At 61.0% G+C, this 19,490-nt stretch carries 15 protein-coding genes; 9 read left to right on the plus strand and 6 right to left on the minus strand.

The window, feature by feature from the left end; genetic code table 11:
- Positions 1–87: 87 nt before the first annotated feature.
- From HMPREF3160_RS07105 to HMPREF3160_RS07130, 6 genes are all read right to left on the minus strand, one after another.
- The gene (locus HMPREF3160_RS07105) at positions 88–939 is read right to left on the minus strand and encodes a MetQ/NlpA family ABC transporter substrate-binding protein (protein WP_070490680.1); all 852 of its coding nucleotides are present in this window, start codon (positions 937–939) and stop codon (positions 88–90) included.
- Between the two features lie 57 nt (positions 940–996).
- Entirely contained in the window at positions 997–1,752 is a 756-nt protein-coding gene (locus HMPREF3160_RS07110) for a methionine ABC transporter permease (protein WP_239446321.1), read from the minus strand.
- The gene (locus HMPREF3160_RS07115) at positions 1,749–2,723 is read right to left on the minus strand and encodes a methionine ABC transporter ATP-binding protein (protein ID WP_070490681.1); all 975 of its coding nucleotides are present in this window, start codon (positions 2,721–2,723) and stop codon (positions 1,749–1,751) included. The genes HMPREF3160_RS07110 and HMPREF3160_RS07115 overlap by 4 nt, the downstream gene beginning before the upstream one ends.
- A gap of 360 nt (positions 2,724–3,083) precedes the next feature.
- On the minus strand, positions 3,084–4,952 hold the full coding sequence (locus tag HMPREF3160_RS07120) for an ABC transporter ATP-binding protein (RefSeq protein ID WP_070490746.1): 1,869 nt from the start codon (positions 4,950–4,952) through the stop codon (positions 3,084–3,086).
- 145 nt (positions 4,953–5,097) lie between these two features.
- Positions 5,098–5,349: an acyl-CoA carboxylase subunit epsilon gene (locus tag HMPREF3160_RS07125; RefSeq protein WP_035756836.1), complete on the minus strand. Its 252-nt coding sequence runs from the start codon at positions 5,347–5,349 to the stop codon at positions 5,098–5,100.
- Complete coding sequence (locus tag HMPREF3160_RS07130; protein WP_035756838.1) at positions 5,346–6,959, minus strand: acyl-CoA carboxylase subunit beta; 1,614 nt, start codon at positions 6,957–6,959, stop codon at positions 5,346–5,348. The genes HMPREF3160_RS07125 and HMPREF3160_RS07130 overlap by 4 nt, the downstream gene beginning before the upstream one ends.
- 355 nt (positions 6,960–7,314) lie before the next feature.
- Between HMPREF3160_RS07130 and HMPREF3160_RS07135 the strand changes: the two genes are divergently transcribed.
- The 9 genes from HMPREF3160_RS07135 to gatB all read left to right on the plus strand — a co-directional run bounded on the left by HMPREF3160_RS07135 (position 7,315) and on the right by gatB (position 19,361).
- Positions 7,315–8,154 (plus strand): SDR family oxidoreductase, encoded by an 840-nt coding sequence (locus tag HMPREF3160_RS07135; RefSeq protein ID WP_370977550.1) that lies wholly within the window; start codon positions 7,315–7,317, stop codon positions 8,152–8,154.
- 120 nt (positions 8,155–8,274) lie between these two features.
- Positions 8,275–9,342 (plus strand): biotin--[acetyl-CoA-carboxylase] ligase, encoded by a 1,068-nt coding sequence (locus HMPREF3160_RS07140; RefSeq protein WP_035756841.1) that lies wholly within the window; start codon positions 8,275–8,277, stop codon positions 9,340–9,342.
- A 152-nt stretch (positions 9,343–9,494) separates the two neighbouring features.
- Positions 9,495–9,977: a YdbT family protein gene (locus tag HMPREF3160_RS07145; protein ID WP_141739870.1), complete on the plus strand. Its 483-nt coding sequence runs from the start codon at positions 9,495–9,497 to the stop codon at positions 9,975–9,977.
- 169 nt (positions 9,978–10,146) lie between these two features.
- Complete coding sequence (locus HMPREF3160_RS07150) at positions 10,147–11,922, plus strand: adenylate/guanylate cyclase domain-containing protein (RefSeq protein ID WP_052048552.1); 1,776 nt, start codon at positions 10,147–10,149, stop codon at positions 11,920–11,922.
- A 56-nt stretch (positions 11,923–11,978) separates the two neighbouring features.
- Positions 11,979–14,360, plus strand: coding sequence for an NAD-dependent DNA ligase LigA (ligA, locus tag HMPREF3160_RS07155; protein ID WP_370977526.1), 2,382 nt, complete (start codon positions 11,979–11,981; stop codon positions 14,358–14,360).
- Complete coding sequence (locus HMPREF3160_RS07160) at positions 14,357–15,889, plus strand: inositol monophosphatase family protein (protein ID WP_070507794.1); 1,533 nt, start codon at positions 14,357–14,359, stop codon at positions 15,887–15,889. The genes ligA and HMPREF3160_RS07160 overlap by 4 nt, the downstream gene beginning before the upstream one ends.
- A gap of 122 nt (positions 15,890–16,011) precedes the next feature.
- Complete coding sequence (gatC, locus tag HMPREF3160_RS07165) at positions 16,012–16,308, plus strand: Asp-tRNA(Asn)/Glu-tRNA(Gln) amidotransferase subunit GatC (protein WP_035756845.1); 297 nt, start codon at positions 16,012–16,014, stop codon at positions 16,306–16,308.
- Between the two features lie 6 nt (positions 16,309–16,314).
- The gene (gene gatA, locus HMPREF3160_RS07170; protein WP_070490684.1) at positions 16,315–17,865 is read left to right on the plus strand and encodes an Asp-tRNA(Asn)/Glu-tRNA(Gln) amidotransferase subunit GatA; all 1,551 of its coding nucleotides are present in this window, start codon (positions 16,315–16,317) and stop codon (positions 17,863–17,865) included.
- A gap of 2 nt (positions 17,866–17,867) precedes the next feature.
- Positions 17,868–19,361: an Asp-tRNA(Asn)/Glu-tRNA(Gln) amidotransferase subunit GatB gene (gene gatB / locus HMPREF3160_RS07175; protein ID WP_070490685.1), complete on the plus strand. Its 1,494-nt coding sequence runs from the start codon at positions 17,868–17,870 to the stop codon at positions 19,359–19,361.
- The last annotated feature ends 129 nt before the right edge of the window (positions 19,362–19,490 follow it).

Genomic DNA, 19,490 nt, shown 5'->3' on the forward strand with positions numbered 1-19,490 from the left:
GGGCCCCAGAGAACACGTTCTCTGGGGCCCGCCCGTTTTAGTTCAGTGCGTTGTTAGCTCAGCACGTTCCGTCTGACACGTAGCTGATTAGAACGCTGGGATGACGGTTCCGTCTTTCCAGTTGTCCTCGATGAACTTCTTGACTTCATCCGAGTGCAGCAGGTCATTCAGCTTCTGGATGTTCTCGTCGATCTTGGTGGACTGGCGGACGACCAGCAGGTTGGCGTACGGGTTGTCTTCAGGCTTCTCGAGGAACAAGCCGTCCTTGGACGGGGTCAGCCCGCCTTCGAGTGCGAAGTTACCGTTGATGACTGCACCGTCGAGGTCTTCCATGACGCGCGGCAGGGTAGCGGCATCGGCTTCTACGAACTTGATGTTCTTAGGGTTCTCGGCAACATCGTGGGTCGTTGCAGAAACAGCCTCGACGCCGTCCTTGATCTTCAGCAGGCCAGCGTCTTCGAGCAGCTTCAGCGAGCGGCCCATGTTGGACGGATCGTTAGGGATAGCGATCTTGGCTCCGTCCTTGATGTCTTCGACCTTCTTAGCCTTGGACGAGTAGAGGGCCAACGGCTCGATGTGGATGCCCCTGAAGTGGGAGAATTCGTAGCCCTTCTTGTCGATTTCTTCTGTCAGGTATGGCTCGTGCTGGAAATAGTTGGCGTCGATATCGCCGTCATTGAGTGCCTGGTTAGGCAATGCGTAGTCGGTGAACTCCTTGATCTCAAGATCGAGGCCTGCGTCCTTGGCGAGGTTATCGTCCACGAACTTCAAGATCTTCGCCTGCGGGACCGGGGTCGCGCCGATCGTCAGGACCGTGACGTCGCCGTCTTTCTTACCGACGCTGTCTTTGTCGTTGCCGCCCATCAGGCCGCATCCGGCAAGGCTCACGGTGACTGCTAGCGCGGCGGTTCCTGCCGCGAACTTACGAAAGAAGCGCATTCTTCTCCTCCGAAGGGTTGAGCAACCTCAGGCAGAACTGAACCTGAGGAGTGATGGTTAGCGGTGGTTGACGCGGCGTGCGAGCCAGTCACCGAACATTTGAATAGCAATAACGATGGCGACCACCACGATGATGCACGCGATCATCGTGTCAGTCTGGTACTGGCTGTAGCCGTAGTTCATCGCAAGCGCGCCGAGGCCTCCGCCGCCAACCGCACCGGCCATCGCGGTATAGGAAACCAGCGTGACTGCAGTGACGGTCGCAGATGAAACGAGCGCGGGCAGCGCCTCGGGGATCAAGACTTGCCGTACGATCTGCCCGTTGGTGGCACCCATCATCTGTACGGCTTCGATCTTGCCTGTTGCGACCTCCCGCATCGCGCTTTCAGCGAGCCTGGCAAAGAACGGGATCGCACCCACCGCGAGCGGGACCACAGTGGCTTCCCACCCGATTGCTTTACCGACCATGAAGCGCGTGAACGGGATCAGCGCGATGATCAGGATGATGAACGGGATCGAACGCCCCAAGTCCACGATCGAGCTGATGATGCGGTGGATCACAGGGTTCGGGGCGAGCCCGCCTTTGGAGGTCATCCACACCCAGATCCCCAGCGGCAAACCGAGGATGATCGCAAACGCCGAGGAGAACACGGTCATCAGCAGTGTCTCCTGGGTTGCTGGCCACAGCGAATCCTGGATGACGGGGTTGTTGAACCACGTTTCACGCTCGGCGGCGAGCACCTGGGTTGGCGCTACCTTCAGCGGTAGCGCGGTGTGGGCTTGTGCGGCAATTGTGCTCAGTTGTGTCATCATGCGGCTTCCTCCACGTGGATGCCACGCTCAGTTAGTGTGCGTCCTAGCACGCGGGTGGCTTGCGCGTCGGTGCTGCGGATGCGCATACGGCCCACGTCCAGGCCCGCGATGCGTTCCAACGTTGCGGCTTCGACTTCCACGATCGGGGTTCCGGCGCGTTGAGCGGCATCGAAAACCTCCGCTGCGGAGAGGCCTGCGATGCTGATCTCCAGCATTACGGTGGCGTCCTCGGCGTCACGGATCGGTGCCGACGGCAGTGGGATGAGTTCGCGCGCCAGCGTCGAAGCAGGGTCGGAGAGCACCTCACGCAACGATGCGGTGTGCTGATTGCGGCCCTCAGCAAGCAAGGTCACCGAGTCGCAGATTTCACGCACCACTGACATTTCGTGGGTGATGATCAGCACGGTGATACCCAAGTCATCCCGTAGCTGCTTGATGAGGGCGAGGATCTGGGCGGTCGTGGTTGAGTCGAGTGCCGAGGTCGGCTCATCGCACAACAAAATCTTAGGTTCAGTTGCCAAAGCACGCGCGATACCGACGCGTTGACGCTGACCACCCGAGAGCTGGGCGGGATGGTTGTCCTCACGGCCTTCGAGACCAACAAGAGTGATCAGTTCGCGGGCCCGCTGCATCGCCTGCTTCTTCTTGACCCCAGCGATCACCAGGGGGTGCGCGATGTTCTCCAACGCGGTCTTGGAATCCAGAAGCTCCGCGTGCTGGAAAACCATGCCGATCGAACGGCGGGCCTTCCGCAAACGTGCCCCAGTGTAAGCGGTGACGTCTTCGCCGTTGATCTCGACCGTGCCAGAGGTTGGGGTTTCCAAACCAGTCAGGCACCGAATCAACGTCGACTTACCCGCCCCAGAGCGTCCAACGATTCCGTGAATCAGGCCGGACTCAACGTGCAGATCGATGCCGTCTAAAGCGGTAGTGCCTGCGAACTCTTTACGCAAGCCTTTCAACGTAATCATCGGACCCTCCCTTCTAGATACTCTTGCTGACTCAATGCCATTGCCCGCGACACTGTGTTCTTCGGGATACTCCCGGCATTCTTCGCGACACTTCTTCTTCCCGGCACTTATTCTTCGCGACACCGCCGCGCGCGCGTGTGTGCGGGAAACATAAACATTTCCATAGGAAACGCGTGATCCATAAACTGGATGATTCTTGTGTTACACAAGATGTCACTAGAGCGGCTGAAAACGTGGGTTTCGTGTCAAGGATCACGCGGTAAGTGTGCACGATGCGTAAACCGAGCCACGCACGCTGTGAGAACCAGCGCGACACTGAGACAGAACCCAACAGGCAACCGCGGGCTGGCCGGGTGCGAATCACTCCTGGTCAGCGAACTGGGTGCGGTAGAGCTCGGCGTAGCGCCCGCCTTGAGCCAGCAGCTCATCGTGGCTGCCCTGTTCGACGATCCGCCCGCCCTCAACCACCAAGATCGCATCCGCTGCCCGGATCGTTGAAAGCCGGTGCGCAATCACGAGTGCGGTACGGCCTTCCATCGCCTCCGAAAGCGCGGTCTGGACCGCGGCTTCATTCGTTGAATCCAAAGCCGATGTCGCCTCATCCAAAACCACCATGGCAGGTGCCGCAAGGAGCAAACGCGCGATCGTCAGCCGCTGCCGCTCACCGCCAGAGAGGCGATAGCCGCGCTCGCCGATCACCGTGTCCAGGCCATCCGGCAGTGCTTCAATCACGGGTTTGAGCCGAGCCCACTCCAAGGCCGACCACAACTGCTCATCCGTAGCGTTCGGGGCGGCGATCGTGAGGTTATCGCGGATCGACTCGTGGAACAGGTGACCATCCTGGGTCACCACGCCGATCGTATGCTTGAGCGAATCGAAACTCACATCGCGAACGTCCACGTCATTGAGCGTGATGCTGCCCTCCGTCGCGTCATACAGCCGCGGAAGAAGTGCCGCGATCGTCGACTTACCGGCACCACTGGAACCCACCAGCGCGACAGTCTGGCCCGCCTGAATCGTGAAATCGATCCCGTGCAGAACCTCGGAACTCTCACGCTGATCCAGCACCGAGACGTCCTCAAGGGAAGCCAGAGAAACCTGTTCGGCTGTGGGGTAGGCGAACCGTACGTCGTTGAACGCGACCGTGACCGGACCGGAACCCAACTCGACCGCGTCCGGCTTCTCCTTGATCAGCGGGTCAAGATCCAAAACCTCAAACACGCGCTCGAAAGAAACGACAGCGCTCATGATGTCCATGCGGGCGTTCGCAAGCATCGTGAGCGGAGCGTACAGACGGGTCAACAGCATCGCAAGGGTCACAACCTCGCCTGCGTTGAGATGCCCCAGAACCGCCTGGACGCCACCCACGCCGTAGACGAGCGCCAAAGCCAGTGCAGAAACCAGCGTGAGGGCCTGAACGAACGTGGTATGCAGCATCGCGGTCTTGACTCCGATATCCCGCACCCGGCCCGCGCGCTCGGAAAACGCCTGGGACTCAGCCCCTGGAGCGCCGAAGAGCTTGACCAGCGTTGCCCCGCCCGCGGAGAACCGCTCCGTCATGCGGGTAGACATCGCCGCGTTATAGTCAGCCGCTTCACGCTGTAACGAAGCCAACCGCCCGCCCAGCAGGCGTGCAGGGATCAAGAAAACCGGCAACAGCAAAATCGAAAACAGCGTGACCTGCCATGAGATCGTGACCATGACCGCAACCGTGAGGATCAGCGAAACGATGTTGGCAACAACACCGGAGAGCGTGTTGGAAAACGCTCGCTGCGCACCGATAACATCATTATTCAGCCGCGATACCAACGCGCCGGTTCGGGTCCGGTTGAAGAACGCGATCGGCATGGTCTGCACGTGATCAAACACCGTGGTGCGCATGTCATAGATGAGGCCTTCGCCGAGCTTCGCGGAGAAGTACCGGTTCAGAAGACTGAAACCCGCATCGGCGAGTGCGAGTGCGGCGATCGCGATGGCAAGCCACACGATCACCTCGACCGGCCCGCCGGAGGTGATCGCGTTGACAACATCGCCGGCGAGGATCGGTGTGATGACCCCGATCACCGAGATCACCACCGAAATGCCTAAGAACAAGAACAGCATCGCCTTGCGTTTAGCCGCGAAACCCCAAATGCGTTTGAGGGTCCCTTTGGAGATCTTTCCGTGGTCCTTGGTCCGTTGGGCCGCCACGGTGCGGTGCAGAACCATCCGCGGTGAGAACTGACTCATCAACATCCTCCTCAGGGCGCAAAAACTTAGGCGCGCTACCTAGATGCAGTATCTAACGCGCAAGGCCGATGCGCACGTTAGGTGTACGCATCGGCCTGCCACACAGTGGTGTGGTGTTGGTTGATTAGTTGGTGAAGTATGTGCGTTATTTGCGGCGGAACAGCCCCGGCAGGCTCGTCAACTGGCCGCGGATGGTTGCAGCACGGCGCAGAATCTCGCTACGCGTGGACGGCGGGGCCTGTTCGGCTGCCTGACGCGATTGAGCTTCGGCGAGGATGACCGCGAACAGTGCCGCGATCTCCTCATCGGTCGCTTCACCACGCACCACACGAAGATCGCTCGGCTCAGGTGCCGACTTCTGTTGAGGTGCCCAGGAAAAGTTTTGTGTGGTGTTCACAGCGGAATGTTCCCATGCTTACGGTCAGGGTTGGTCGTGTGCTTATCGCGGGTTGCGCGCAAGCCCTTCACAATCTGGACGCGGGTCTCGCTCGGTGCGATCACCGCATCGACATAACCCAACTCAGCGGCCTGATACGGGTTGAGTAGCTCGGCTTCGTAGCCGTCGATCAGCTCGGTGCGGCGAGCCTCGACGTCGCCACCTTCCTGCTCAACAGCTGCCAGGTCACGGCGGTAGAGGATATTGACCGCACCCTGGGCGCCCATGACACCGATCTGAGCGGTAGGCCAGGCAAGGTTGATGTCCGCGCCGAGCTTCTTGGACCCCATTACAATATAGGCGCCACCGAAAGCCTTGCGGGTGATGACCGTGAGCTTAGGCACGGTCGCCTCAGCGTACGCGTAGAGCAGCTTGGCGCCGCGGCGGATGATGCCCTGATCCTCTTGATCCTTACCCGGCAAGAAGCCTGGAACATCGACGAACGTCAGCACCGGAATGTTGAAAGCGTCGCAGTGGCGCACAAAACGGGCGGCCTTCTCAGAGGCGGCGATGTCGAGTGTGCCAGCGAACTGCATCGGCTGGTTCGCGACGATTCCGACGGTCGAGCCTTCAACACGGCCGTAACCGATCATGACGTTGGGCGCATACAGCGCCTGCATCTCAAAGAATTCGCCGTCATCGAGTACGGACTCGATGACTTCACGCATGTCATATGGCTGGGACGCCGAATCCGGGATCAGGGTGTCGAGGGCCTCGTCATCCTCGGTGACCTCGAGCTCGGCCTCATCCGCGTAGAGCACCGGCGGGGAAGCGAGGTTATTGGACGGCAGATAGGAGAGCAGCTCGCGCACGAAATCGAGCGCATCCTCCTCATCCTCGGCAAGATACGTGGACGTACCCGTCTCCGTGTTGTGGTGGCGGGCGCCACCGAGGGTCTCCATGTCCACGTCTTCGCCCGTGACAGCCTTGATCACGTCCGGGCCCGTGATGAACATGTGGGAAGTCTTATCCACCATGATGATGTAGTCCGTCAAAGCAGGGGAGTAAGCGGCACCACCTGCAGACGGGCCCATGATCACCGAGATCTGCGGGATCACACCCGAAGCGTGGACGTTATTGCGGAAAATATCGGCGAACATCGCAAGGGAGGCCACGCCCTCCTGGATGCGCGCTCCACCACCATCGAGCAGACCGATCACCGGCATCCCGTTACGCAAAGCGAACTCTTGGACCTTGACGATCTTCTCGCCGTTGACGTTAGAGAGTGAGCCACCAAAGACCGTGAAGTCCTGCGAATACACCGCAACCTGACGGCCATCTACCGTCCCGTAACCGGATACGAGACCATCACCGAGAGGATGCTTCTTCTCCATACCGAAAGCGGTGGTGCGGTGCTTAGCCAACGCATCGAACTCAACGAAGGAACCCGGGTCCAAGAACATGTCGATGCGTTCACGCGCAGTGCTCTTACCGCGGCTATGCTGCCGTTCAACCGCAGCTTCACCACCAGGGTTGATGGTCTCAGCCATACGGCGATGGAAGTCCTCGAGCTTACCGGCGGTCGTAGTGAGATCCGGGGTGGTGTGCGGATCTGACGGCTGGGCGGTCATCGCTTGCGAACTCTCCTTCGTTTTGGTGGAAACCTCTCAAAAAGAAAGGCATCCAGGCCATTCTACGGGCTATCTTCGCTAAAGCTTTTGTCGGACTCCTACAAAAACAAGCCATAAAGCCCGGCCTGCTCCCACGGAACCCGCGGCTGGATGAGCGCTGCGCGCCACAGTTATCGCGGTAGTTACTGCCCAGTCACTTAGGCAATGTAACCTGGATCACAACATATCGCTTTCGATGCATTCGATACAGCACTGCATTCAGCGCAACCTGCACTCGGTACTGCAACGCGCACGGCAACAACAGGAGGACCACGTGAGCACATCAACCAAAACCCTCAACGGCAAAACCATCCTCATGTCCGGAGGCTCCCGAGGAATCGGCCTCGCGATCGCCCTACGCGCAGCCCGCGACGGCGCCAACATCGCGATCCTCGCGAAAACCGCTGAACCACACGCCCACCTCGAAGGCACCGTCCACACCGCAGTCCAAGACATCAACGACGCCGGCGGCAAAGGGCTCGCGATCGTCGGTGACGTACGCAAAGACGAAGACATCCAACGCGCCGTCGACACAACAGTAGAAGAGTTCGGCGGCATCGACATCGTCATCAACAACGCCTCCGCGATCAACCTCAACCCCACGCCCGCACTCGACATGAAGCGCTTTGACCTCATGCACCAAATCAACATGCGCGGAGCCTTCGCACTACCCAAAACCGCCTACCCGCACCTCAAAAAGGCAGAGAACCCACACATCCTCACACTCTCCCCACCACTGAACCTCGACCCGGTATGGGCAGGCGCACACCTGGGCTACACGATGGCTAAATACGGGATGAGCATGACCACACTCGGATTCGCCCAAGAATTCGCACGCGATCGAATCGCCGCGAACTCACTGTGGCCGGCATCCCTCATCCACACCGCCGCGATCGAGAACCTCCCCGGCGGCGAAGCGATGCTAGCCGGCGCCCGCAGACCAGACATCGTCGCCGACGCCGCCCACCACATGCTGACCCAGCCGTCACACACCTTCACAGGCAAATTCCTCACCGACGAAGAAGCGCTCGCCGACGCCGGCGTCACCGACCTCACCGGCTACGCCATCAACCCAGACCACCCGCTCACCGCGGACATCTTCCTCACCAAAGACCGCATGCCGGAAGGCTCCATCTCGCCAATCCCAGGACAGTGACGCGCTGCGGCGGGGCGGGGCTTGCGTGCGAGTTGAACGCGGTATGTTCTTAGGGCACCCGATTCTTAGGGCCCGTTTTCAAGGCCCGGCAACTGACGATCAACACGAGCGAAGGTTGACATGCACACACCAGAGCGCCTTGAAGCCGACATCATCACCGCCAACGCAAGCGCCGAATGGGCGGCGTTGCACGGTAGTGAACGTTCCGCCGCGTGGCCACGCCTCATCGTCGAGGACCACACGGACTCGACGAACGAGGACGCCATCAACTTGCTAGCTAGTGGTGAACTGGGCGGCCCCGATATGCCCGATGCGTCAGGGACACTCATCGTGACGCTCGACCAACGCTCGGGCAAGGGTCGGCTTGGCCGCGATTGGGAAACACCGGCAGGCTCGGGGCTTGCCATGTCCCTCGTGATTCAAGCCCCCGCGAGTGTGCCTACCGAATCGCTAGCGATGGCCTCGACCCTTGTCGGGCTCGTGTGGCGTGACGTGTTAGCTGCAGCGACGGCCTCCGACGTGAGCCTCAAATGGCCCAACGACGTGCTGATCGACGGCGAGAAAGTAGCAGGCATCCTCGCTCAAGTTGCGCCCTCCTTGCCCGGGCCGCGTGGCGTCAGCGTCGGGGACAGCAAGACCGGTGTGGACAAGACTGGACTGACTGATAAGACCGGCGTCACCGGCAAGAACGGCGTTGCAGACAAGACCGGGCTGGCCGAGAAGACTGGGGTTGCAGGCGAAGGAGACGCCGAGGGAGCAGGCGCGGGAGGCCTCAACCTCGTCGTAGGTATCGGCACCAACCTGACCCAGGCCAAAGAGGACCTGCCGGTGCCCACCGCAACCTCACTCGCGCTCCACAACTGCACCACCGACGTTCATCATCTGATCTCCGCGTTCTGGACCCGCGCCATCGCGGTACTTTCCGAATGGCTACCAGCGGGTGGCCCGCTCGATCAGCCGCTGGGTTCGCTCGGGTGCATGAGCCTCGTCGATGCGACCCGCAAACACTGCGCAACCATCGGAGTGGACGTGCGGGTCCAGTTGCCCCACGAGGTGACCATCACCGGCGTGGCACGCGACATTGACGCATACGGCCACCTCATCGTCGAGGACGGCACGGGCAAACGGCATCAGATTTCAGCAGGGGATGTCATCCACGTACGCCGCAGCGACGGCCACTACGCCTAAAGGTGTATATCCAGGCACCCGCGGGCCGCTAAGGTACAGCGTGAGGGCGCTCTAGAGTGGATGAGAGCGTGGAGTGGATAAGAGCGTAAGCTCAGCTGAACGGAAGAGTAAGAATGGTCCCGCGGAAACTTCTACACCCTGGCGAAGAAGCTGTGATCAGAACCCGCCGCCACCCGCGCGCACTTGTGCCCATCGCTGGGGCTCTCCTGCTTATTACGATCATCGGCGCGATGCTGGGCGGATTCGCCTCACGCACCGCGGACCTCGGAGGTGCCTGGGGTTTGGTCTCCCAAGCCCTGCTGGCGCTCGTAGCGATCGGCTGGGGATGGGCGATGTTGCGCTGGGTCCTGCGGCCGTTCTTCGCATGGGTCAACACCCACATCACGCTCACGAATCAGCGTTTCTTCATACAGCGCGGCCGCAGCGTTCAGCACATTCCACTGCTCTACATCAACGGCGTGTGGTTCAAGCCGACCGACCGGATGCCGCGCGCGCCGGGAACCCTCGTCGTGAAGGTTGAGGGGCGAGAAGCCACGTTCCGAAACGTCCCCGACGTCGCGCATGTTGCTGACAGCATCAGGCGAGAAGCGGCGGCGGCCCATCAGTACAGGGTTATGGTGCCGTACGGGCTGTGAGGGCACATGTTGGCTCCCGAACCGCCCAAGTAATGCCCATATTGTGGACACTGCGTGACCTTTGACACATTTTTCGCTGTGAGGGTGTAAGAATGGACAGGGGCATTTTTGACGTCGGCTGACACATGCGCAAAGAAGAACGATTTCAACGGGAAGGACGGTGCCGGCAGTGAGCCAAGGAAACCCACCTGAGCGCACCGAAAACCCGGAACACAACTCCAAAACACAGAACCCCGAAACGCGGAACGCGAAGCCACAGGACTCGGAGACACATACCCCGGGGACACAGAACCCGCAAGAAAATGGTTCGGTCACGCACGGATTCGCGACTCAAGGTTTCGATGCGATCAAGGCCTTCGAAACGGAGCAGGACTTTGGTGCGGGGAAGCAGGGGCGCGCTCACCTCATCGATGACGGTGGCAGCGATGCAGGGCCTGGCGATGCGGGGACCGGCGGTGCGGGGGTCGGCGATGACGGGTTCACTGATGTGGGGTTGAGCCCGGTCCCGCCGCCGTCGTTGAAGCCCGTGACGGAAGAACCATCAGATTCCCAGCCACATGAGGCGGGCAGCACCGATCAGTCAGCGCCTCAACAGTCCGAGAGTGAACAGTCAGCCGGTGAGCAGTCAGGCAGTGAACAGCCAGGCAGCGGACGGTCGGGCAACGCCTCGTCCGACGGGCAGGGCGAACGGGCGGTTACAGCCCAGATGCCGGCAGTCGAGATGCCAGTTGTTTCAGGCCATGTTCCCGTCACCCAGACTAAGCCGAATGAACCTGCGATGCCGGTAAGCGCATCGAACCCTACCGTGTGGGAAGCATTGGATACCCACGCGATCGGGGCGGTCCCGGAAATCGGGCCAATCACCACGTCGATGCCGGTTTTGGAAACCAAGACCGAAACCGACGACGAGGTACGGGCCGCCGCACACCGCCTTGAGATGCGGCTACGGGGCTCGGCACGGACCATGCGTCGCCGCGAAATCGCGGCACACGTCGGTATCTCGCTGCACTCGGCCCGCAAACTCTGGCGGGCCCTGGGGCTTCCTCGGGTTTCAGATGACCAGGTCGCGTTCACGATGCGGGATCAGCGCGCCTTGGACACGATGGTTGAGCAGGTGCGCAAGCGTCGTTTGTCTGAGGACGCGATGCTCTCGATCGCCCGTTCGATCGGGCAGCTGACAGACCGGATGGCGATCTGGCAGATCGAGGCACTCGTTGAAGACCTCGTTTCGACTCACGGGATGAGCGACCCGGAGGCGCGCCGCCAGGTTGTGCTGATGTTGGACGAAATGTTGGATCCGCTTCTGAAGATGGTCAACTATTCGTATCAACGCAACCTTGCGGCGGCGATTCACCGGCAGGTTTTGCGTGCCGAGTCTGGTTTGCGTTCCTCGAATGAGTACCGCACTGGTACTGAGGACGATGCCGCGCTCCCGTTGGCGCGTGCGGTGGGTTTCGCTGACATGGTGTCTTTCACCTCGCTTTCGCGCGGTATGGATGCGCGGCGTTTGGCGCGGCTGGTTCAGAACTTCGAGGCCCGTTGCGCCTCGATCATTTCGACTGGTGGTGGCCGGCTGGTCAAGACGATCGGCGACGAGGTTCTCTATGTCGCTGAAACCCCGCAGGCCGGTGCGAGGATCGCGTTGACGTTGGCGCGCGCTTTCAGCCCTGAAGAGGACATGCCGGAGGTCCGTGTGGGGCTGGTGTGGGGCCGTATTTTGTCGCGTCTGGGCGATATTTATGGTGCGACCGTGAACATGGCGGCACGCTTGACTGCGATGGCGGAGCCGGGCCAGGTTTTGATCGATTCGTTGACGAGCCAGGTGCTCGATGACGATGAGCGGTTCGTGATCGATGAGTTGTCGCCGGTGGAGCTGCAAGGCTTCGGGGCGGTGACCCCGTTTGACCTCTCGCCTGGCCCTGACGCTGTATTGCCGATCGACTAACGGGTTCGGTCCGTGGCGTTATTCAAACTGTCAGACCCCTGGGGCATGATTGTTTTGTGGCATTTGAGAACGCATCGACATCATCGTCTTCTGTAACCGGTGAAGACCCCAACGAGCCCGCGGCTATTGACTCTGCGACCGTTGAGCCCGCGGCTGGAGATTCTGCGGATGTTCCTGCGCATGCGTTGCGGGAGGAATACGCGGAGCTGGTGGATAAGGTCCGTAAATATCGGCACGCGTATTACAACGAGAACACGCAACTGGTATCTGATGCCGAGTTCGATGAGCTTTTCGCTCGGCTTGAGGAGCTTGAAGCGCTACACCCCGAGTTGGTGACCAACGATTCACCGACCCAAGAGGTGGGCGGCGAGGTTTCCGCGGCGTTCTCCCCGGTTAAGCACCCGAGCCAGATGTATTCGCTCGAGGACGTTTTCAGCTATGAAGAGCTTGAAACCTGGTTCGAACGCGCCCGCGCCAACAGCGCCTCTTTCGCCCCAGGGGTTGAGGTGAAGTGGCTGACTGAAGTCAAGATCGATGGGCTCGCGGTCAACCTGATTTACCGCGATGGCGTGTTGGATGTCGCGGCAACTCGCGGGGACGGGACCACGGGTGAGGACGTGACGGATAACGTCAAGACGATCGCGGACATCCCGCACCGGCTCGAGGGTGAGGGGTGGCCCGCCGAGCTTGAGGTCCGTGGTGAAGTATTCATCCCCTCGAAAGAGTTCGAGGCATTCAACGCCTCGTTGATCGCGGAAGGTAAGGCGCCGCTAGCGAATCCGCGTAACGCGGCGGCGGGCTCGCTGCGGCAAAAAGACCCAGCCCAGACTGCTAAGCGTCCGTTGCGGATGTTCGTGCACGGCGTGGGTGCTCGCGAGGGGATGGACGTTGAATCTCAGCACGAGATTTATGCGCAGCTTGAAACGTGGGGGCTTCCGGTGTCCCCGTATAACAAGCTCTTCGATACCTCGGAAGAAGTGTTCGGCTATATCGACCAGATCGGTCAGGACCGCCACGGCTTGGTCCACGAGATCGACGGCATGGTCATCAAGATCGATGACTTCCAAGCCCAGCGCGCCCTGGGCTATACCTCGCGCACGCCTCGCTGGGCTGTTGCCTATAAGTATCCGCCGGAGGAAGTTCACACGGATCTTCTGGAGATTCGCGTGCAGGTGGGGCGCACCGGACGAGTGACACCGTATGGAGTGATGCGGCCGGTGACTGTGGCTGGCTCGACGGTTGAGCGGGCTACCTTGCACAACCGCGATGTGGTCAAGGCGAAGAACCTGCTGATCGGCGACGTTGTGGTGTTGCGTAAAGCAGGGGATGTGATCCCGGAGATTGTTGGGCCGGTTCTTCCGTTGCGTGAAGGCCGCGAGGACGAGCTATCCGAGTGGGTCATGCCGAGCGAATGCCCGTCGTGCGGAACACCGTTGCGTCCCGCGAAGGAAAGCGACGTGGATCTTCGTTGCCCGAACAGCCAGCACTGCCCCGAGCAGTTGGCTCAACGCGTCGAATACGCGGCCTCTCGCGGCGGGCTGGACATCGAGGCTCTCGGCGCGGAGGCTGCCATCGCGTTGACGATCGGCCCAGGGCCAGACCCGGCCGAAAACAGCGGGGTTCCAGCACCATCCGGACCTGGTCCATTGACGACAGAACGCGACCTTTTCGATCTGGCTGACCCGGAGTCTGAGTTATCGAAGTCGCTTGCGGATGTTCGAGTGTGGCGCGAGAAGCGTTCCAAAGGCCAAGGCACTGGCGTATGGGAGCTCCGCCCCTACTTCTATACGCGGGGAACATCCGCGAAACCGGCAGGACCGAACGCGAATACGCAGAAGTTGTTCCGTGAAGTCGCAGGTGCGATGGGCAAGGAACTGTGGCGGGTTTTGGTCGCGCTGTCGATCCGCCATGTAGGCCCGACCGCATCGCGGGCTTTGGCTCAACGCTTCGGATCGATGGATGCGCTGCGTGAGGCCGTGGCGAGCGAGAACGCGCTCGAGATCCTCTCCGATATCGACGGCGTGGGGACCATCATCGCCGAGGCCCTAGTGGATTGGTTCAAAGAAGACTGGCACGTTGAGATCGTGGACGCGTGGCAGCAAGCCTGGCGCGCGAACGGTTACGAGATGGCCGATGAACGCGACGAAGCAATCGCGGCGATCCTCGAAGGCCTCACGATTGTTGTGACCGGATCCCTCGAAGACTTCTCCCGCGATGAAGCCAAGGAAGCGATCCTCGCCCGCGGAGGCAAAGCAACCGGCTCCGTCTCCAAGAAAACAAGCGTTGTGGTTGCCGGTGAAGCCGCAGGCTCCAAACTCACGAAAGCCCAAGAGCTCGGCATCCCAGTGCTGGATGAGGACGGGTTCAAAGAATTACTCGCACACGGCCCATCCGTGCTTGAAAACGACGCAGCACGTGAGGAAAGGGACGACGCGTGAGCCACGCACAAACTGCACCAGACTCTGTGCTGGCTGAGGTGTTCGACATCGCTCTGGGCGCTGCCCACGAAGGAGCGAAGGTTCTTGCCGCGATGCGGGGCCAGGCCGAGGTCGTCGCTGAAGCAGACACGAAATCCGCGGCAGGGGACTGGGTCACCCAAGCCGACCGCGCATCCGAGCAAGCGATCCGCGAATACATTCACGCTCGCCGGCCCGAGGATGTCCTCACGGGCGAAGAATACGACGCAAGCGGAGACATCCACGCCGAATACCGCTGGTGCATCGACCCACTCGACGGGACCGCGAACTTCGTGCGCGGGCTGCCGCACTACGCGGTGTCCGTTGCGGTGGCGCGCCGCGAATACCTCCGTGAGAATCTTGATGAAGACGGCAACCCAACCGAAGACACCCCATTCGTTGAACGCTGGGTTGCCGGTGTTGTGATTGCCCCCGAGCTGCAGAAAATGTGGGCGGCCTGCGCATCTGCTGATCCGGTGTCTGCAGATACAGCGCAGGCATACACCGCTGTGTGGGAAGCGGAACACGCTCCGCGCCGGTGCGACGATGAAGCCAGTCGCAGGCTCACGGCGGAGGCATTCGACGGGGCAACTGGTCAGGCCCGGATTCTCGCCTACGGATTCGGCTACGGCGCTGGGCAGCGTCAACGCCAAACCCAAGCGCTCACGCGCCTCATTCCGCACTTCGACAACGTCCGGCGGCTCGGTTCAGCCGCGATCGATATGTGCCTTGTAGCGGACGGGACACTCGATGCCTACGCCGAAACCGACATCAACGAATGGGACTGGGCCGCCGGCTCATTCATCGCGCAAGCCGCTGGGTTCCCTGTGCAACGACCCCTCTGGAACAGTACTCACAGCTACGGGTGGTGCCTCGTAGGTGACGTACACGGCCGATGGCTCGGCCCCATTGCCGCCATCAACACGGGCGATACAGCCAGCGTTAGAGATGCAGCCAGCGGTGACGGTGAGGTCAACGCGGGTGGCATCACGCTCCGTTACGCGACCTACCACGATGATGAAGCGATCGCTGAGATCACCGAGCGAGCGTACCTGCACGAAGGCTACTTCGACTCCGCAGACGACCCCTACATGCAACAGATCGCGCAGGTAGCGGAACGCCGCCGGCACGCGCTCTTGCTCGTTGCCGAAGACCACCAGAACAACATCGTGGGGTCCGTGACGCTCGCGCTACGAGGTAGCCTGTGGGCCGACCTCGCAGAGGACGGCGAGCTTGAGATGCGGCTGTTCGTTGTGGACCCGGAACATCAACGGACAGGGCTCGGCGGCAAGCTCGTGGAGGCGATCCTCTCATTCGCCGGGACTCTGCCGGGCATCCGCAGGGTTGTCTTGACCACCACGCCCGACTGGGAACCAGCGATGCGTTTCTATGAACGCTACGGCTTCACCCGCGAGGCTCACCGGGACGTCGACATCCCAGAGGTGCCGGGCCTGCGGCTCGCGGCGTTCAGTAAAGCAGTGGGGTCCGCCGCTGAGCCCAACGCATCCTGAACTCGTCAACAGACCTCACATACAGACCTCACATACAGACCTCAAAATGCCAACGACGGCGACTGTGCCTAAACTGGTGCAAGCACTTAAGACTTTCGGGACTTTGAAAGATTGGGAGGGAAATGTCTGGAATCTCTCGTGACCAAGTGGCGCATTTAGCGACCTTGGCGCACATTGCCATGACAGAAGAAGAACTTGACAGGATGTCCACGGAGCTTGACGCGATCGTTGACGCCGTCGCCTCAGTCAGTGAAGCCGCAACGGATGACATCCCGGCAACGAGCCACCCGATCCCGTTGACCAACGTGATGCGTGAGGACGTTGTTGGAGACACGCTCACCCAAGCGCAAGCACTTGCCAACGCTCCTGATGCCGAAGACGGCCGCTTCCGTGTGCCAGCGATTCTGGACGAGGACTGATAAACCATGGCAGAGATCTACGAACTTTCCGCCTCCGAACTCGCAGCGAAACTGCGTGCAGGAGAGGTCACGAGCGAAGACGCCGTGAAAGCCCACCTCGAGCGCATCGAAAAGCTCGACGGCGTCATCAACGCATACCTGCACGTCAACGCTGAAGAAGCGCTTGAGGTCGCACGCGAAGTCGACCAGATCCGGGCCGCAGGCGGTGCCGAGGCTGAAGTCCTCCACCCGCTGGCTGGCGTGCCGATCGCGATCAAGGACCTCATCGTCACCAAGGGGCAACCAACCACCGCGGCCTCCCGCATGCTTGAAGGCTGGATGAGCCCCTACGATGCGACCGTGATCACCAAGATCCGCGAAGCTAAGTTGCCGATGCTTGGCAAAACCAACCTCGACGAATTCGCGATGGGTTCCTCGACCGAATACTCCGCGTTCGGTGTGACCCGTAACCCGTGGGACCTCGACCGCATTCCGGGTGGTTCCGGCGGCGGCTCCGCGGCAGCGGTCGCAGGCCACCTCGCACCACTGGCACTCGGAACCGACACGGGTGGATCGATCCGTCAGCCATCCGCGGTCACCGGAACCGTGGGCGTCAAGCCAACCTATGGTGCCGTTTCCCGCTACGGTGCGATCGCGATGGCATCCTCGCTCGACCAGATCGGCCCTGTAGCGCGTACCGTGTGGGACGCGGCTGCGCTGCAGGAGCTCATCGGCGGCCACGACCCGAAGGACTCGACCTCGCTCGAAGGCAGCTCCGAAGGCCTCATCAAGGCCGCTGAAGAAGGCGCGGCAGGCGACCTCACCGGCGTCAAGGTCGGCGTGATCGCACAGCTGCGTGGCGGCGACGGTTTCGAAGACGGCGTGACCGCTTCCTTCGAAGAAACCCTCAAAACGCTTGAGGCACGCGGTGCCGAGATCGTAGAGATCGAATGCCCGAACTTCACCTACGCGGTGGGTGCGTACTACCTCATCATGCCGTCCGAGGTCTCCTCGAACCTCGCTAAATACGACGGCGTCCGCTTCGGCCTGCGCGTACTCCCAGAGGACGGCCCGGTGACCATCGAACGCGTCATGGGTGCCTCCCGCGCGGCGGGCTTCGGTGACGAGGTCAAGCGCCGCATCATGCTCGGAACCTACGCGCTTTCGGCTGGCTACTATGACGCCTACTACGGTTCAGCGCAGAAGATCCGTACGCTCATCCAGCGTGACTTCGCGGCCGCATTCGAAAAGGTCGATGTGCTTGTGACCCCAACCGCGCCGACCGTTGCGTTCAAGATCGGTGAGAAGATCGATAACCCGGTTGCGATGTACCTCAACGACATCGCGACCATCCCAGCGAACCTCGCAGGGATCCCTGGTATCTCGATCCCGTCAGGGCTCTCCGAGGGCCTCCCAGTGGGGGTGCAGTTCCTCGTCCCAGCACATGAGGACGCACGCATGTACCGCATCGCTGCAGCCGCTGAGGCCGCACTTGAAGAAAGCAACGGCGGCCCGATCCTCGCCCAGGCCCCAAACCTCAACGAGGAAGTAGCAGCCCGCGTTCAGGAGGCTAACTAAACATGACAGAGATTGTTGATTTCGACGAAGCCCTGACGCGCTATGAGCCAGTGCTTGGCTTCGAGGTCCACGTTGAGCTGAACACTAAAACCAAGATGTTCTCCTCAGCACCCAACGAATTCGGTGACGACCCGAACACCAATGTCAACGAGGTCGACCTTGGCCTTCCGGGCGTGCTTCCGGTGGTGAACAAAGCCGGCGTCGAGTATGCGATCCTGCTGGGTTTGGCACTGAACTGCAGCATCGCGGAATACTGCCGTTTTGCCCGCAAGAACTATTTCTACCCGGACACCCCTAAAAACTTCCAGACCTCGCAGTACGACGAGCCGATCGCTTACGACGGCTACCTCGACATCGAGCTGGACTCCGGGAAGGTCTACAGGGTCGAGATCGAACGCGCACATATGGAAGAGGACGCGGGTAAGCTCACCCACGTCGGCGGTTCCTCGGGGCGTATCCAGGGTGCATCGAGCTCGCTCGTTGACTACAACCGCGCAGGTGTGCCGCTTGTTGAGATCGTGACCCGCCCCATCACGGGTGCAGGCGCTGATGCTCCCGAGCTTGCACGCAAGTATGTTGAAGCGATCCGTGACATCGTCAAGGCCCTCGATATCTCTGATGCCCGCATGGAGCGCGGTAACGTCCGCTGCGATGCGAACGTTTCGCTCATGCCGATCGGCTCCGAGAAATTCGGTATCCGTTCCGAGACTAAGAACGTGAACTCGCTGCGCTCCGTCGAACGTGCCGTGCGCTACGAGATGTGCCGCCACGCAGGCATCCTCGATGCCGGTGAGACCGTGGTCCAGGAGACCCGCCACTGGCACGAAGACACCCGCACGACATCGTCGGGCCGTCCGAAGTCCGATGCCGATGACTACCGCTACTTCCCAGAGCCAGACCTCGTACCGATCGTCACGACCGCCGACCAGGTCGCTGAACTTCGCGAACGTTTGCCGGAACTCCCAGCCGCTAAACGTTCCCGCCTCAAGGCGGCGTGGGGCTTCTCGGATGAAGAGTTCCGCGACATCGTCAACGCGGGCCTCATCGACACGATCGAAGAGACCGAGAAAGCCGGCGCGAGCGCATCAGCTGCACGTAAATGGTGGATGGGTGAGATCTCCCGCATCGCTAACGAAGCGGAGAAGGACGTCACCGAAACCGGTATCACCCCGGCTCACGTCGTGGAGATCGAAAACCTCATCGCTGAGAAGAAGATCAACAACAAGATCGCCCGCCAGGTCCTCACACACGTCGCTGACGGTGAAGGCAGCCCGGCCGAGATCGTTGAGAAGCGTGGACTGGCCGTCGTATCTGATGACGGCGCGTTGACCGAAGCCGTCGAACAAGCGATGGCGGGTAACCCGGACGTGGTCGAAAAGATCAAGGCTGGCAACCAGAAGGTCATCGGCGCCCTCATGGGCCCGATCATGAAGGCGACCCGCGGTCAGGCTGATCCAGGCCGAGTCCGCGAGATCATCCTCGAGAAGATCAACTAGCCTCGCTTGCTCCCCGTCTCGGGATGGTGACCGTTGGTCCTCACCACGAGGCGGGGACCAGCGGTTAACGCCCTGCCACTTTAAACAGCCTGCCACTTCATACACCGCGCCAGTTCCTACATGGCGCCG

This window comes from Arthrobacter sp. HMSC06H05 (assembly GCF_001807395.1).
Taxonomy (GTDB): domain Bacteria; phylum Actinomycetota; class Actinomycetes; order Actinomycetales; family Micrococcaceae; genus Pseudoglutamicibacter; species Pseudoglutamicibacter albus.

What these genes read in the sequence shown, in the direction of transcription:
- HMPREF3160_RS07105 (WP_070490680.1), bottom strand. Translation starts at nt 939, where the DNA reads ATGCGCTTCTTTCGTAAGTTCGCGGCAGGAACCGCCGCGCTAGCAGTC.
- HMPREF3160_RS07110 (WP_239446321.1), bottom strand. Translation starts at nt 1,752, where the DNA reads ATGATGACACAACTGAGCACAATTGCCGCACAAGCCCACACCGCGCTA.
- HMPREF3160_RS07115 (WP_070490681.1), bottom strand. Translation starts at nt 2,723, where the DNA reads ATGATTACGTTGAAAGGCTTGCGTAAAGAGTTCGCAGGCACTACCGCT.
- HMPREF3160_RS07120 (WP_070490746.1), bottom strand. Translation starts at nt 4,952, where the DNA reads ATGAGTCAGTTCTCACCGCGGATGGTTCTGCACCGCACCGTGGCGGCC.
- HMPREF3160_RS07130 (WP_035756838.1), bottom strand. Translation starts at nt 6,959, where the DNA reads ATGACCGCCCAGCCGTCAGATCCGCACACCACCCCGGATCTCACTACG.
- HMPREF3160_RS07135 (WP_370977550.1), top strand. Translation starts at nt 7,315, where the DNA reads ATGTCCGGAGGCTCCCGAGGAATCGGCCTCGCGATCGCCCTACGCGCA.
- HMPREF3160_RS07140 (WP_035756841.1), top strand. Translation starts at nt 8,275, where the DNA reads ATGCACACACCAGAGCGCCTTGAAGCCGACATCATCACCGCCAACGCA.
- gatC (WP_035756845.1), top strand. Translation starts at nt 16,012, where the DNA reads ATGTCTGGAATCTCTCGTGACCAAGTGGCGCATTTAGCGACCTTGGCG.
- gatA (WP_070490684.1), top strand. Translation starts at nt 16,315, where the DNA reads ATGGCAGAGATCTACGAACTTTCCGCCTCCGAACTCGCAGCGAAACTG.
- gatB (WP_070490685.1), top strand. Translation starts at nt 17,868, where the DNA reads ATGACAGAGATTGTTGATTTCGACGAAGCCCTGACGCGCTATGAGCCA.